The sequence below is a fragment of the Flavobacterium chryseum genome (assembly GCF_004362015.1).
In the GTDB taxonomy this organism is placed as follows: Bacteria; Bacteroidota; Bacteroidia; order Flavobacteriales; family Flavobacteriaceae; genus Flavobacterium.
The window spans coordinates 143,048-158,159 of the sequence record NZ_SNWW01000004.1; the positions used below are offsets into that span (position 1 = coordinate 143,048).

12 protein-coding genes are annotated in these 15,112 nt (G+C 32.7%); 6 read left to right on the forward strand and 6 right to left on the reverse strand.

Features of this window, described 5'->3' with window-relative positions; all coding sequences use genetic code 11:
- Window positions 1–24: 24 nt before the first annotated feature.
- The 3 genes from EV143_RS09475 to EV143_RS09485 all read left to right on the forward strand — a co-directional run bounded on the left by EV143_RS09475 (window position 25) and on the right by EV143_RS09485 (window position 3,902).
- On the forward strand, window positions 25–1,575 hold the full coding sequence (locus EV143_RS09475; protein ID WP_133507726.1) for a hypothetical protein: 1,551 nt from the start codon (window positions 25–27) through the stop codon (window positions 1,573–1,575).
- A gap of 327 nt (window positions 1,576–1,902) precedes the next feature.
- Complete coding sequence (locus tag EV143_RS09480) at window positions 1,903–2,316, forward strand: DUF1842 domain-containing protein (RefSeq protein ID WP_133507727.1); 414 nt, start codon at window positions 1,903–1,905, stop codon at window positions 2,314–2,316.
- Window positions 2,317–2,432: 116 nt separating this feature from the next.
- Window positions 2,433–3,902 carry a hypothetical protein gene (locus EV143_RS09485; RefSeq protein WP_133507728.1) on the forward strand — a complete coding sequence of 490 codons (1,470 nt, stop codon included), beginning with the start codon at window positions 2,433–2,435 and terminating at the stop codon, window positions 3,900–3,902.
- Window positions 3,903–3,963: 61 nt separating this feature from the next.
- Here the strand turns inward: EV143_RS09485 and EV143_RS09490 are convergent, their stop codons facing one another.
- Together EV143_RS09490 and EV143_RS09495 are read right to left on the reverse strand one after the other, a co-directional pair.
- The gene (locus tag EV143_RS09490; protein WP_133507729.1) at window positions 3,964–4,623 is read right to left on the reverse strand and encodes a SanA/YdcF family protein; all 660 of its coding nucleotides are present in this window, start codon (window positions 4,621–4,623) and stop codon (window positions 3,964–3,966) included.
- Between the two features lie 127 nt (window positions 4,624–4,750).
- The gene (locus tag EV143_RS09495; protein WP_133507730.1) at window positions 4,751–6,778 is read right to left on the reverse strand and encodes a M3 family metallopeptidase; all 2,028 of its coding nucleotides are present in this window, start codon (window positions 6,776–6,778) and stop codon (window positions 4,751–4,753) included.
- A gap of 219 nt (window positions 6,779–6,997) precedes the next feature.
- Between EV143_RS09495 and EV143_RS09500 the strand changes: the two genes are divergently transcribed.
- Entirely contained in the window at window positions 6,998–7,669 is a 672-nt protein-coding gene (locus EV143_RS09500; protein WP_243739829.1) for a hypothetical protein, read from the forward strand.
- Window positions 7,670–7,741: 72 nt separating this feature from the next.
- Here EV143_RS09500 and purE read toward each other — a convergent pair whose 3' ends face one another.
- Both purE and EV143_RS09510 read right to left on the reverse strand, forming a co-directional pair.
- On the reverse strand, window positions 7,742–8,227 hold the full coding sequence (purE, locus tag EV143_RS09505; protein ID WP_133507731.1) for a 5-(carboxyamino)imidazole ribonucleotide mutase: 486 nt from the start codon (window positions 8,225–8,227) through the stop codon (window positions 7,742–7,744).
- A gap of 85 nt (window positions 8,228–8,312) precedes the next feature.
- Entirely contained in the window at window positions 8,313–9,467 is a 1,155-nt protein-coding gene (locus EV143_RS09510; protein WP_133507732.1) for a 5-(carboxyamino)imidazole ribonucleotide synthase, read from the reverse strand.
- Between the two features lie 207 nt (window positions 9,468–9,674).
- Here EV143_RS09510 and EV143_RS09515 point away from each other — a divergent pair, with 207 nt between their 5' ends.
- Entirely contained in the window at window positions 9,675–10,730 is a 1,056-nt protein-coding gene (locus EV143_RS09515; protein WP_133507733.1) for a helix-turn-helix domain-containing protein, read from the forward strand.
- 17 nt (window positions 10,731–10,747) lie between these two features.
- Window positions 10,748–11,809, forward strand: coding sequence for a helix-turn-helix domain-containing protein (locus EV143_RS09520; protein ID WP_133507734.1), 1,062 nt, complete (start codon window positions 10,748–10,750; stop codon window positions 11,807–11,809).
- Between the two features lie 603 nt (window positions 11,810–12,412).
- Here the strand turns inward: EV143_RS09520 and EV143_RS09525 are convergent.
- Both EV143_RS09525 and EV143_RS09530 read right to left on the reverse strand, forming a co-directional pair.
- A complete protein-coding gene (locus EV143_RS09525) occupies window positions 12,413–12,964 on the reverse strand; it encodes a hypothetical protein (RefSeq protein WP_133507735.1) in 552 nt (183 codons plus the stop codon).
- Window positions 12,965–12,986: 22 nt separating this feature from the next.
- On the reverse strand, window positions 12,987–15,083 hold the full coding sequence (locus EV143_RS09530) for a TonB-dependent receptor (protein WP_133507736.1): 2,097 nt from the start codon (window positions 15,081–15,083) through the stop codon (window positions 12,987–12,989).
- Between the last annotated feature and the right edge of the window lie 29 nt (window positions 15,084–15,112).

Here is a 15,112-nt window from a genome sequence, read left to right on the forward strand (position 1 = left end):
CATTTTAAAATTTAATAAGTACTAATGGAAACTTTTACATTGAATATCGAAAATAAACCATTTATTAAAAGTATGCCTGACGAACCCGCAGAATATCAGATTTATGCTGAATATATGTCTAATATTATTTTGCAATTACCAAATTCAGGCCAACTGCAATTTTTAACTGGAACATCTAGTGGACAGGCTTCATTTTATTTTAAGAATAATCAAGGAGCTGTTAATTCCAGTTTATATAATAATTTTTTAGACCAAAGAATAGCTGGTGAAGGAACTCAATATGGGGTAAGACAAGTAGCTTTAACATCAGATTCATTTATCAACAGCTACTTAAGTGTTTATACAAAATTGAGATATCAGCTATCTCCAAATGACAAGGCCAGGCAGCAACTGCTATATGGAAAAGTATCTTCAACAGTAAGAAAAATTATTCCGTTATGGAATGCTTATGTTGATGAATTTCAGCCGAATAATATTTTTAAATTACATGAAACAAATACAGATATTGCATTAATTCAAATTACAGACGTACTAAATACAGTTTGGATTAATACTGAATACATTTTAACATTAAAAGAAGATCCTTCATTTCCTTATAATCATATTAGTGATTTTAGAAATATTTATAATCAAATTCCGGAAACTGTTCCGGTTGAGATGGTAGAATTAATGGTTGAGATTTATAAAATATCAGGAGAAGCCGGAGCTACGACGGCAGAAATTGCAAATGCAGTTCATACTACAGCGATTATAATTTATAATTTAGTACATCCAACTCATGAGAACAAAGGACTTTCTTTAACAGGATCAGAAAAGTTAATTCCCGGATTGTTGTTTGAACCTGAATATCCTGATGATATTGTAAATCAGTTAAGTAATAATCCTGCTGTTTCATATACGAATAATAACGATGTCGTTAAACTGTCTTCAGAACTCTTAAAAATAAATATAGTAAACTCAGAAGATCTTACTATTTCTCCATTAAAATTTTTGTCAAATACTTTAGAAAGTGGAGAGATTAACAGTGTTTTTAAAGAAACCTTTTCCGGAGCATCTTATGTTGTTGAAGCAATTGTTTATAATCCTGTTGTTAATCCACAAATGAAAAGTACTCCGGTTCCTTTTGATATTATATCAAATACAGGTTGGATGTTTTCTGAGCCAGTAAAAGAAGCAATTAAAAATGGATATCCAGCTCCAACAGGTGTTACAGGTTATGTATTTAATAGTGAACCAAATTTCAATTTTAAAGAAGGCGGAGATTTCGGGTTTATAAAATCTTTTGTATTTAGTCAGTTTCTGGAACTGTATATAACATTTAACGAGTGCAATGTAGACAAAGTAAAAAAATACTTTGAAGAAAATAAAAAATCAAAATTTGAATTTCTAGGGAAATCAGTAGGAAATCCATCGCAGACATTCTCTTGTTCTTGTGAATTTGGAAGTGAGACCAATGAATCTGTTACAGTAATAATCAGACCGGCAGCACCAGGATTTATTCTTCCCGATTCTTCTGATGTTGCAAATTCTTCATGCCAATTAATAGCTGTTGAAATTGTTTATCCGTTTGCTTAATAAATACTGAAAAGCAGTCTCTCATTATCTTTTTGAAACTATTCAAATAACAAATTAGGCTACCGTAAAATCTCCTATCACTTTCTGCCTTTCTCATAGCTAAGAATTTCCATCTTGTGACATTTTTTTATTTAAGCCTATTTATCTGCTATAGTTTTGAAGTAGAAAATAAGAGAAGCCAAACAACTTCAATTTTCTATTTAGAAAGATAGTTCATAAATAATTTTTATACCCACACAAATTAGATCAGTGGAGCAGATCCCACTAAAAAAAACGAGGCGGTTCTGAAAAGCCTTACGAGTAAGAAAAAAATTAAATTCAAAAGATATGTCAGATTTATTAGCAGGTGCTTATTTAGCAAAAGGCACAATTGGAAATGTTGGAACACCAGGTGCTCCAATCGCTACATTTAGTTTAGTAGTTGTACCATCACAACATACCGTGTCAGGTACAGTAGTAATTACTCAGGCTGTAAATGGTCCTGATAATCATATTGTTATTCCGGTAAAAGGAAAAATATATGCAACTGGTTTTGGACAATTTACTCAAATAGTAAGTTTACAGGGTCAATATGTTCAGTCTTTTCCTCCTCCGGCAATTGGATCTTTTTTAGCTGATTTCGATGCTCATTTTGCTATCGATAATGCCTGGAACGGAACAGGAGGTTTTTCATACTACAAACATCAAATTGAAAATGTACCAGTTGCATCAGTAAAAAATTTAAAAGAAGAATTAGTTTAAAAACTAAATTCTCTAAAGATTTGAAAAGGCCTGTCTGTTTTTAGGCGGGCTTTTTTGGTAAAATTTCTATTTCATCTAAAGTAATTCTTCCCTAATAATTAATTCCCAAAAACAAAATGAAAAGAAAACCTATCATTATCAGTTTAATAGTTGTTTTTATAATAGCAGCTATTACATTGTTTTTCTTTAATAAAGAGAAAATAATGGAAAAGGCCGGATTTTCCGGATATGCTTCAACTATAGATCAACCTTGTAATTGTGAGGAAAGTTGGTTTCCTCATGAACAAACTCCTGCACCAAAAGAAGGTGACGGAAGTCCGTTTGATACTTCAAGTACAACCAATTGTATTTTTCATCAATGGTCATGGCAAAAGTTTTTATGGGTTACTAAACCTTTAAAAAGCGGTAATCCTTTGTTTTTAGATTCCCTGAATATTGTTACTCCGGAGATGGCGCCGGTTAGTCCGCAACTCGGTTTGAAATTAGTTTTAAGTTCAATTAATCAGGCCGGACCTGCAGGTGTTTTAGTTTCTAACCCAAAAGCAGTTACCGGAAAAAAGATAGGCGATACCGTATTTTATTCTATACATGTTAATAAAACCCTGCAGGATAAAGCAGTTTTGGCAGCATCTCAAATAAACAGCGGAAAAATTCCTTATTCTAATTTAGAAACATTTCCTGTTGGTTCATTTGAACTAAAAGTTTCCTGGATAAGTACAGATGCAATTCCGAAAGCGAAAATTGCTGATTATTTTGTTACCAAAGCAGCCGTTAAAAATAATAAAGGACAATACGTTTCTAAATCTGTAGCTTTATTAGGAATGCATGTAGTTGGCGTGGTTAAAAACCATCCTGAATTTATTTGGGCCACTTTTGAACATAAAGAAATGGCACCCGTTTATGACTGGAAAAACAATTCAGTAACTTCTGCAACTGAAATGTTATTTTATGAAAGCGGAACAACTTCCGGTCTAAAAGGTATTAAATGGGATAAAATCAATAAGAAGCCCTTAACACCTAATAAAGCGTTTATTCTTTATGAATATGGTGTTCCAAAAGTTTTAGGTTCTAACGATTATATGATTACAAGTCAGTCTGAACCGGTTAATTTTGACAATATCGATAACATCAACAAATGTGTAGCATCTAAACTAAAAGATGTTTTCAGAAATTATTTTTACAACGGTTCGATTTGGTTAGATACAGACGGATTATCTCCGGCTGAGCAAGCAAAAATAATTGTAAAAAACAATATATCAAGCGTTTTGAAAGATTCACTGGCAAGAGGTTCTTCTAATTTAGCCAATATTACAATGGAAACTTATACTCAGACATTTAATGATAGTATTCATCAGATTAATGCAGGAAATTTGGTAAACTGTTTTACCTGTCATCAATCTCAAAATTTTGACAAGTCGCGTGGTATTGGAAAATCGCCTTTGTACCTGAGTCATGTTTTTGAATCGTATTTATATACAACGAAACCTACTTTATTAAGAAAAGGAAGTGTCGAAACAAATCGTATTAAAGAAACAGAAGCACTTAAATTGAAACAGTTTGAAGAATTTGTTCAGAAGAATAAATAATAGTTTTTGATTTTGCATAAAAAAGTAAAAGTCCGAAGTAAATTTTACTTCGGACTTTTTATTATCGTTTATCATCTTTAGAATAATTAGAAACCCCATTAATGTCAATTTGATGTCCTAAAAAGTGAGGTTCCCGATTTCTCAAAACATCAAAGAAGGATTTAAAAATCGACAGATATTCTCGAAAAGTCACATATTGATAACCTCGATATTCACCGGAATTGGCAGGAAACCCAACCGATTTAATGCCGAGTTTTTGTCCGATATAAATCGCCCGGTTTAAATGGTATTTCTGAGAGATTAAAGTCGCTTTTTTTATGTTGAAAATATGTTTTGCACGATACATCGTAGAATAAGTATCAAAACCGGCATAATCAATGAATATTTTGGTAGTGTCAACACCATGAGAAAAACAGTAGTTTTTCATTACAGTCAGTTCATCATATTCATTACTACCATTATCTCCAGAAAGTAAAATCTTATTTATTCTTTTCGAATTGTATAATAAAATACCTGCATCGAGACGGTCTTTTAGATATTTACTCGGTTGATCCCCATTAATTCCTGCCCCAAAAATAATTCCAACATCATTTTTAGGAAACTTTTTCAGCGAATAATAAATATTTTTTTTAGTCGAAGATTTCACATAATAATTCACAGCAATAATGGCAGCCAAACCAATAATCGCAAGGTAAAGGGCTATTTTAAAATATTTTTTCATATTATGAATTGTAAGATTAAGATTAAAAAATAGGCGAATATAACTAAAATTTATTTTAAAGATTTAATTAAAAAACCGAAGTATTGCTACTTCGGTTTAATCTAAAATCTACGATCGAAATCTAAAATTATAACAATCCCGCTCTCTTCATCAAAGCTTCCGGTTTTGGTTCCTGACCTCTAAAACGTTTGTACAAAACCATCGGGTGTTCTGTTCCTCCTTTTGAAAGTACATTTTCTTTGAATTTTGTCGCAACCTCAACATTAAAAATGCCGCTCTCCTGAAAATATTCAAAAGCATCGGCATCCAGAACCTCAGCCCACTTGTAACTGTAATATCCGGAAGAATATCCACCTTGAAAAATGTGTGAAAAAGCAGTACTCATTGCATTTTCTTTTACATCAGGATACAATTGTGTATTAGCAAATTGCTCTGTTTCAAAAGTTTTTAAATCTGTAATACTTGTAGGATCTTGCCCGTGCCAAGCCATGTCTAATAACCCGAAACTCAACTGGCGTAGCGTTGCCATTCCTTCCTGAAAACTCGCACTTTCTTTAATTTTCTGCACATATTCAATCGGAATAATTTCTCCCGTTTCATAATGATTTGCAAACAAAGCCAAAGCTTCCGGTTCGTAGCACCAATTCTCCATGATCTGACTTGGTAATTCTACAAAATCCCAGAAAACAGACGTCCCCGATAAACTAGGATACGTTGTATTGGCCAACATTCCGTGTAAACCGTGACCAAATTCGTGAAATAAAGTGGTTACTTCATTAAAAGTCAATAGCGATGGTTTCGTTTCTGTTGGTTTTGTAAAATTACAAACGTTCGAAATATGTGGTCTTTCGTTTACGCCGTCTTTTTTAGATTGTGATTTGAATGAAGTCATCCAGGCACCGTTTCTTTTTCCTTTTCTTGGAAAGAAATCAGCATAGAAAATCGATACCAAATTATTTTCAGCATCTGTTACTTCATAAGTGGTAACTTCTTCGTGGTATTTATCGATGTCAAAAACTTCTGTAAACGTTAATCCGTATAATTTTTTGGCAACAGTAAAAGCACCATCTAATACTTTTTCTAACTGAAAATAAGGTTTTAATTTCTCGTCGTCTAAATTAAAAAGCTGTTGTTTTAATTTTTCAGAATAGTAAGCGCCATCCCATTTTTCAAGTTGCTCAATTCCGTCCAGTTCTTTTGCGAAAGCTGCTAATTCAGCAAATTCTTTTTGAGCTGCCGGTTTTGCCTTAGCCAATAAATCATTTAAGAATGTGAAAACCTTTTCAGGACTTTGCGCCATTCTTTCTTCCAAAACAAAATGCGCGTGCGTTTTATAGCCTAATAAATTGGCTCTTTCAAAACGCAATTTGGCAATTTTCAATACATTTTCCTGATTGTCGAATTCATTATTCTGAAATGATCTTGCCCCAAAAGCAATGGCCATTTTTTTACGCAATTCACGATTATCAGCATACGTTAAAAACGGAACATAACTTGGATGATCTAAAGTAAAAATCCAGCCTTCTTTTTCCTTTTCTTTTGCTAATAATCTTGCAGCTTCAATAGTTCCTTCCGGCAAACCTGCTAAATCTTTTTCATCAGTTAAATGCAATTCGAAAGCATTGGTTTCTGCCAAAACATTTTCGCCAAACTGCAAACTCAATTTCGATAATTCTTTGTCAATTTCTCTTAATTGATCTTTTTTGTCTTCCGGCAAATTTGCTCCGTTTCTCGAGAAACTTTTATATTTTTTGTCTAAAAGCGTTGTTTGTTCCGGAGTTAAATTCAGACTTTCTTTTTGGTCGTAAACGGTTTTTATTTTGGCAAATAAAGCAGCGTTTAGTGTAATGTCATTTCCAAATTCAGACAATAAAGGCGAAACTTCCTGAGCGATTTTTTGCATTTCGTCACTCGTTTCGGCTGAATTTAAATTGAAGAAAACACTAGAAAGACGATCCAGAATATCTCCGGCAAAATCCATCGCAACAACAGTGTTTTCAAAAGTTGGTGGTTCCGGATTATTTACCATAGCATCAATTTCGGTTTTAGCCAAAGCAATTCCTTCCTTAAAAGCAGGAAAATAATCTTCGATTTTAATTTGCGAAAAAGGTGCTGTATTATGTTTGGTAGTAAATTTTGAAAGTAAAACGTTCATTATGATGTAATTATTTTATTAATTGAAGTCAAGATTTTTGAATTCCAAAGATAGCAATTTATAAAAATCCAACGACCTAAACAAGATTGATTCTCTGTAAAAGATACCGATTTAAATTGTGTTATAGATATGTTATTTATTTCTGTAAGAGGTTTTAAAAGCTTAAATTGTAAAAAATACATTAGAAACATAAATTGCTAATTGCAAATAAAAATAAAAATGATGAACTACAAAATTGTAATAAAGAGAATAGATACAGTAAATGAAGTAGAAGGATATTGGACAACTGAAGATTTTATTCAGTTATTAGAAAAATTTAATTATCCTGATGGCGCAACAGCGGAGAAAAGTAGTTTGCCGGAATTATTAGAAATGGCTATTTCTGATTACGAGCCAAATGAAGCGGCTGAAATCGTTTTGCAATATAAATTTGGCGATAAATTAAACGACGGACAAACAGAGCAAATAGCACACAATATGTTGATTGATAAGGTTTGCGAAGAGTATCCTGAAATAGATATGCAAGGTACTTTGTTTCATGTAAATCAATTACTTTTTAAAGCATACAACGGAAAATTTCCAAACGCAAAAGCATCTGTTGTTCATTTTTCAATAACACCAACAGATGGTGAAGTACAAAAGTTAACAGCAGAAAATGTACTGAAATTATTAAATAACGGATTGTCTGACAGGAATCTGATTAAGAGATTATTTGAAAATCAAATCTCTCAAAATATTCCATTTCCAGAAGCGGAAGGTATTGTTTGGGAATTGACGACAGAAGATAATATCAATTACAATCTCGTTACTTCAGAAAACTGGATAAACAAAGAAGATATAGAGGAATATGAATTTGAATCTGTTCTGGAGCAAATTGAAGATGAAGCGTAACTTCAAAATCAAATAAGCTTAAACAACAAAGGCTTCACGTAATGTGAAGCCTTTATTTTTTTATCTATGTTTTTATTTTTTTAATCCTTCGGCTGCTTTGTTAACCGCAGCTTTTAATTCTTCTTTATAGGAGATAATAGTTTCAAGCACTTTTTTATCATGACTTCCAATGATTTGTGCAGCTAAAATCCCCGCATTTTTTGCTCCGTTTAGCGCCACAGTTGCAACAGGAACTCCACCCGGCATTTGCAGAATCGATAAAACCGAATCCCAACCATCAATAGAATTACTTGATTTTACAGGAACTCCAATTACAGGAAGAGGAGACATCGAAGCAACCATTCCAGGTAAATGTGCAGCTCCGCCAGCTCCGGCAATAATTACCGAGATTCCGCGCGTATGTGCATTTTTACTGAAATCAAATAATTTTTCCGGCGTTCTGTGTGCCGAAACGATATCTACTTCAGTTTCAATATTAAATTGTTTTAATATGTCGATGGCATCTTGCATGACTGGCATGTCTGAGATGCTTCCCATTATAATGGCTACTTTGCTCATTTGTGTTTTATTTAAAGATTAAATGATTGAAAGATTTAAAATTATTATATGAATATCTAAATTTTTCAATCTTTAAATTTTTTAATTATTGTGAAATCACTTTAATAGTATTCTTAACCTGCTCCGCAATTTTTCTTGCTTCGGTCATGTCTTCGTTTACGATGGTAACGTGACCCATTTTTCTGAACGAGCGTGTTTGTTTTTTACCGTAAATATGTGGCGTAACGCCATTCCATCCTAAAATAGTTTCTATGTTTTCATACACAACCTCTCCGGAAAAACCTTCGGCACCAACTAAATTTACCATAACTCCGGCAACTTTGCTATCCGTATTTCCTAACGGAAGATCCAGGATTGCGCGTAAATGATTTTCGAATTGTGAAGTATAACTTGCTTCAATAGAATAATGTCCTGAATTGTGTGGGCGAGGGGCAACTTCATTTACCAGAATTTCATCTTCGTTGGTCTGGAACATTTCGACAGCCAAAAGTCCAACGTGATTGAATTTTTCTGAAACATTTAAGGCAATTGCTCTGGCTTTTTCGGCTACTTTTTCATCGATTCTGGCTGGGCAAATTACGTATTCAACCTGATTGGCTTCTGGGTGAAATTCCATTTCGACAACCGGATAGGTTTTAATTTCTCCCGATGGATTTCTCACTACAATAACCGCCAATTCATTTTTGAACGGAACCATAGTTTCTGCAATGCACTGTACATTTGGTAAATGATCCATATCAGAAATTTGACGAATTACTTTTACACCATTACCGTCGTATCCAAATTCGGTGCATTTCCATACAAACGGAATTGTAATTTCATTATTTCCAACTGATTTTTGCAACTGTTCAGGATTTTCAAATCTTAAATAAGCTGCTGTTGGAATATTGCTTTCGGTATAAAAATCTTTTTGAACGCCTTTATTCTGAATTCCTTTTAAGGTTTTTGGAGACGGATACACTTTTACGCCTTCGTTTTCTAATTGCGTTAAAGCTTCAAGATTTACCAGTTCAATTTCAAAAGTCAAAACATCAACTTGTTTTCCAAAATTGTAAACCGTTTCATAATCCATCAAATCGCCTTTGAAGAATTTATTACAGGCAATTTTGCTCGGAGCTTCGTCGCTCGGATCTAAAACATAAGTTTGTATGTCAAATTTTCGGGTGTCAAACAATAGCATTTTACCTAATTGTCCGCCGCCTAATATTCCCAATTTAAAATCAGAAGAAAAATAATTCATTGTAGTTGTGTTTCTGCAAAGATAATTGATAAAATAGAAATGCCAATTTATTGTTTGCTGATTTGCTCTTTTTTCAAATTTCACAAACAAAAAAATAATTATTTAAATCTTTAATTATTTTTTAATATCGCACTTCTAATTTTTGGTTTTTTTGCCCGAATTCACTATGTTTATAGTGTTTTCAATCACGACAGCTTAATAAAAGACATGACCACAAACAATTGGGCACAACATATTGAGAAGTTTCTTTTTCTTTTAAAAGATGGCTTTTTCGAATTACCGTATTTATCTAATTCTCCACAGGTAATGTTGGATAGCCTGATTAAGCTGCCCATTATAAAACATAATCCGCTACAGCAATTAATTGTTACGGATAATGCTTTTTGGAAAGGCACAATGCGTTACCGAACCATTGAAGATGGTTTATGGATTCTGGAAACGAATCTGGAAATGAATGAAAATATTCTTGCCAAAGCGACTTACACGCAAGATTACATTAAGGATTATTACATTTTATCATTTTCTGTTTTTGAATATAAATTTCCCGTGAATGATTCAGAAATTATTTTATTAAGTACTTGCTGGACATTTTATAAACCCGATACCGAAGTAGCTACTTATTTTTATAAAGGAACAAAAGGCAAGTTTTTTAATATTGCTATGAGCAGGGAATGGGTCGATAAAAATCTTAGATCAGACAAATTCTGTAAAAAAGGAGTTCTCGAAAGTTTTTTTAATTCACAAAAAGGATTTTATACCTGGCTGGATATTGCTCCGAAAGCGCATACTTTATCAAAAAAAATATCAAAAATTCTGGAGTCAGAAGATCAAATTGATTTGAATAATGCTGAATTAAAAAAGAATACGTTAAAACTTATCACGGAGTTTTTTAATAATGCTTTTGAAGACAGCCGTATAGAAGATAATATTTCGTTAAGCAATTTAGATTATTACAATGTAGCGAAGGCAGAGAAAATGATTTTGCACAATTTACAATCGGCTTTTTTAGGAATAGATCAAATTGCATCTGAGGTAAATACTTCTCCAACAAAATTAAAAAACAATTTCAAAACCGTATTTGGGTTTTCGATGTTGCAATATCATAAAGAAAAAAATATGCTTTTGGCGAAACAGCTGCTGCAAAATTCTGAAATTGAAGTTCAAATTATTGCTGTGATAACCGGATTTGAAAGTGCCAGTAAATTTACGGCGGCGTTTAAAAAACGTTTTGGCGAATTACCGTCTGTTTTTAGAGAAAATTAATTTTTTAGCCTCATTATATGCACGTAGGAAAGTGGGTTAAATTTATAAAGGAGAACATCAACTTTTATCGTGATGGTTTTTTTGAGTTGCCTTATTTGTCTAACTCTCCTGAAGTAATTGTAAAAAGTATTGTAAATTCTCCATCGGTAAAACATGTAGAGGAAGAACAAGCGGTTTACAGAAATAATCCTTTTTCTAAAGGCGTTATGCGCTACCGGGAAATCGAGGAAGGTTTTTGGGTTATTGTAACCAGTATTACTTTTAAGAAAAATGTAATGCTTAAAGCGATTTATGACGAAGATTTTCCTATTGATTATTATACGCTTACATTTTCTGTTTTTGAAAGTGAAGTGAAATTACAAAACACATTTGCTGATAAAACACCTTTTTCGAGTAAATACTGGGGATTTAAAAGACCCGGAACAGAGGTTGGCGCTTATTTTTATAAAGGATCCGAATGTGAATTTTACTTATATGCTTTCAATAAGGAATGGGCAGAACGCAATTTTTCTTTCGAAACACTTCCGGAAGATAATCAGATTAAAAAATTCCTGAATTCAGATAAAGGTTTTATAACGTATCAGGATATTGTGCCAAATGCTGAAGAATTATCTAAAGAAATTTCGGTTATTTTAGAAAACAATAAACAGGATCTTTTAAGTAAAGCACTTTTGAAAACGCAGGCATTTCAGCTAATTTCTACTTTTTTTAAAAATGCTTTTTTAGATCAAAGAATTGGAAATTATACACTGACAGAAACTACCGATTACAGAAAAATAGCAAAAGCCGAAAAATTGCTTTTAGATACGATTGCAAGTCCGTTTTTAGGCGTAGAATATATTGCTGAAAAAGTGGGAATGTCTGCTACAAAACTTAAATTAACTTTCAAATTAGTTCACGGTGTTTCGATGATGCAATTTCATAAAGAGAAGAAATTACTTCTCGGCATGCAGATGATTCAAAATACGGATATGCAGATAAAAAACATTGCTTTGGCAACGGGTTATAAAAGTTCAAGCAAGTTTACAGCAAATTTTAAAAAGCGTTTTGGAAAAATGCCTTCTGAAATAAGGCCTTAAGCGCTGTAAATTCTTCCTTTTTCAGAGTTTTTATTTTTTTAAATAAGTTTTTTTGAAATTTAATTCATTTTGGCTTAAATATTTAGTCGTTTGATTTTCAGTGTTTTAATTTTATTAAAGAAATCCATTACTTACACTTCTTTTTTTTGAAATTTTGTTGGTCGTTTCGGGCTATCGATTTGTCCGAATGGGCTATTCACGATTTCGTTTTCCCTATATTTTTGTTACATAACCTTAAAGAAAACGGTATGGCATAAAACTACACTACACCGCGAATGCATTTCGCAAATTTACAAAAACATCGCATTTATATTTGCATATTAAAAATGACAAATATCTAATATCACCCTTTCTGTCCCAAGAATTGAATATTTAACGCGTAAAAAACAATCAGGTCTATTCTTGCTTTTTCAGTTATGCTTATGCAGGAAAATAGTAGGTTTAGCCAAAAACTCAAACGAATTTTTTCTTCTATTTTAAATTTTTAATACACCCCGGTATCGTAAAATTTTAAAATGAATTTATTTTATTTTTATTGAGTAGTAAAAAAGAGGGCATCACCTACAGATGTCCTCTTTTTGATTTTATAGATAGTAGTAAATATTATTCTATTTTTCTCAAAACCTCTTTGGCCACGGCCTTATAAGCTGCCGAATGCTCTGCATAATCTTTATTTAAAATGATTCGCAGTTCAGGATGAATCCAGTCGTAATGATTTCCTAAAATATATAATGTTCTGATAGAATATGCTTTTGTGGCAACTTTTACGTCATTTATCAACCAGTCAAAAGATGCTTCAATACAGTTTTGAAGATTATCTTCAGAAAGAGAAATTCCGTTTTCTTCTTTTTTATAATGCGATTTTACTAAAAGCTGCGTCACTTTTGCAATTGGCCGAATAGCACTTTCATCTTTTAAAATTTTCAAATTAGAACAAAAAAAATCAAGATGAGGTTGCAGCCAGATTACTTCTTCATAAGATACAAATTCTAAAACCCAGCAAGCTCTGTGGTGATTTTTATCAGATGGAGAAAAACAAATTGAAACCAGTTCATCAAATAATGAAGGATTTTCTAAAACCTCTTGAGCAACTTTCGTTCTGTTTTCTCGACAGGCTGTTACATAATCTAGTTTATTCTGTAGCTCAGCGTACATTTTTTTAATTTTATTGAAGAATCTAAAATAGATAATTTAATGAAATACTTCCGTAATAATTTACAGGAAGTCCGGGGTAATAATATCTGGGAGCTGCATTTCCAACACCAACAGCATTAGGCAAAATCAAAGAAGCATATTTTTCATTCGTTACATTATTTATTCCCACTGCAAATTGCGTATTTAAGTGCGGTAAAATTTCAAAACCATATCCTGTTTTAAAATTGATAATATTATAAGAATCTGAATAAACTGAATTCGCATCATTCATTGGTATCTTATCCACAAATTGATAATCAGCAGAAAAATAAATGCCTAAACTAGTATTTAAAACAATTCCGGCATTGACTTTATTGGCAGGAACTCCCGTTAATTTATTTCCGGAAAAATCATTTCCGTTATCTACAAACTCTTTAAATTCATATTTTCCTAAAGACGATGCAATGTAAGAATTTATTGCAATAAAACGATTGATTTGCCAATTGTGTTTTAGCGTAATTTCAACACCTTCATGCAATGTTTTACCGGCATTTATTCCTTCGTACTGATCATCACCAATTCTTTTTGCCACCAGTAAATCCTTAATTTCCATTCGGTACACTGCAAATTCGGCATACAACTTTTTATTTAAGAAATAGAACTTTCCGCCAACTTCAAAATTATAACCGTTTTCAGGTTTAATATCAGGATTTATGGTTCCGTCACTTTTTAAGGTTTCCTCAGTTGCCGGCATCGAAAATCCGCGGCTGGCAGAAAAATAAAGTGTTTGCTCTTTATTTGGTTTGAACAATAAAGAAACCTGAGGTGAAAAGACACCATCATAATTGTATTTTTCAGTAGAAGTAGTTTTTGGAATATCGTTTTCAAGTTCAAATTGCGTTTGATTGTAATTTAATCCCGCCTGAAACTCGAATTTCTCAGAAAGCAAAGTTCTGATTTGAGAGAAGATATTAAAAAAATGACGTTTCTGATTGGTTGCCGTAAGCGGATCGCCTTGCAAACTTCTTAAACCATTATTTTGTTGGTATAAATTTTCAAAAGTATTTCCGTTATAATTGTCTCTAAAATATTCTGCTCCGGCAATGAATTTCGTCTCTGTTTCTTTGATTTTAAAATTTCCTGAAAATTGCGTTCTCGTTCCGACAGCAAAAGTATATTGACGTAAAATATCAAAAGATCTTGGTTCGTTACTGTCTTTATAGTTAACAAAAACCGAAGTTGAATTGCTTAAATTGTCATTGATTTTAAAATCATAAGCAAGTCCGCCCAAAGTCGATTTGTATTCTTTAAATCCTTTCGAAGCCACCCAGGTTGGCGCACCAGATCTCGGATTATTATCATAAGCCTGTTTGTTAATAGAACTCGGAATAAAAGCTTTCAGATAAGTGTAATTCGTAAAATAAGTAAGCTTGCTGTTTTCTTTTTTAAATAATTCTCCAGCAAGTGTAATTCCTTCGCGATTGTAAGCGCTGTTTTCTCGCCAGCCATCTGTTTTTAAATTATGATAACTTAAATTAAGACTTCCGTTTTTTTCATTCAAACTATAATTCAAACTGTTTTTCAGCAAACCAAAAGAACCAAAAACAGAACTTACTCCTGCAGCCTGACCATCATTTTTTGAAAGTTGAGGTGAAATTAAAATAGCACCGCCCAAACCCGCGCCGTAAACACTAGAAAGCGGTCCCTTTATAATTTCAATCTGGCCGATATTTTCCAAATCAATATCATCAATAACTGTTTCGCTATTTCCGGAAGTCAACGGAATACTGCCATAAAAAGCCCTGATTTTATTTGTTCCATACGGAGTTCTGGCGCCAATACCACGAATCGAAATTCGCGTAGTAGTAAAGTTTGCAGATTGCATAAACACACCCGAAAGTGTATTAAGAACCGTACTTATATCGGTTTTGTTGTTTTGCTGTAAATCACTTTTAGATAAAATACCAATTGCAGCCGGAGTTGTTTGCAGCCTATTATCAATATGAAAGGAACTAATAACGACTTCTTCGAGTTTTTCTGTTTTAAGAGAATCAACAGATTTGCCTTCTTTTTCTTGTGCTTGAATATTTTGGAAAATACAAAACACAAAAAGAAGAAGGCAATATTTTTTTACAATCATAAAAGAGTTTGTTGAGCGGTTTTATTTTT

Bases quoted from the DNA above. Each gene is read 5' to 3' on its own strand.
- EV143_RS09500 (WP_243739829.1), top strand. From the start codon at position 6,998: ATGATGAACTACAAAATTGTAATAAAGAGAATAGATACAGTAAATGAA.
- purE (WP_133507731.1), bottom strand. From the start codon at position 8,227: ATGAGCAAAGTAGCCATTATAATGGGAAGCATCTCAGACATGCCAGTC.
- EV143_RS09480 (WP_133507727.1), top strand. From the start codon at position 1,903: ATGTCAGATTTATTAGCAGGTGCTTATTTAGCAAAAGGCACAATTGGA.
- EV143_RS09475 (WP_133507726.1), top strand. From the start codon at position 25: ATGGAAACTTTTACATTGAATATCGAAAATAAACCATTTATTAAAAGT.
- EV143_RS09510 (WP_133507732.1), bottom strand. From the start codon at position 9,467: ATGAATTATTTTTCTTCTGATTTTAAATTGGGAATATTAGGCGGCGGA.
- EV143_RS09520 (WP_133507734.1), top strand. From the start codon at position 10,748: ATGCACGTAGGAAAGTGGGTTAAATTTATAAAGGAGAACATCAACTTT.
- EV143_RS09530 (WP_133507736.1), bottom strand. From the start codon at position 15,083: ATGATTGTAAAAAAATATTGCCTTCTTCTTTTTGTGTTTTGTATTTTC.
- EV143_RS09525 (WP_133507735.1), bottom strand. From the start codon at position 12,964: ATGTACGCTGAGCTACAGAATAAACTAGATTATGTAACAGCCTGTCGA.
- EV143_RS09490 (WP_133507729.1), bottom strand. From the start codon at position 4,623: ATGAAAAAATATTTTAAAATAGCCCTTTACCTTGCGATTATTGGTTTG.
- EV143_RS09495 (WP_133507730.1), bottom strand. From the start codon at position 6,778: ATGAACGTTTTACTTTCAAAATTTACTACCAAACATAATACAGCACCT.
- EV143_RS09485 (WP_133507728.1), top strand. From the start codon at position 2,433: ATGAAAAGAAAACCTATCATTATCAGTTTAATAGTTGTTTTTATAATA.
- EV143_RS09515 (WP_133507733.1), top strand. From the start codon at position 9,675: ATGACCACAAACAATTGGGCACAACATATTGAGAAGTTTCTTTTTCTT.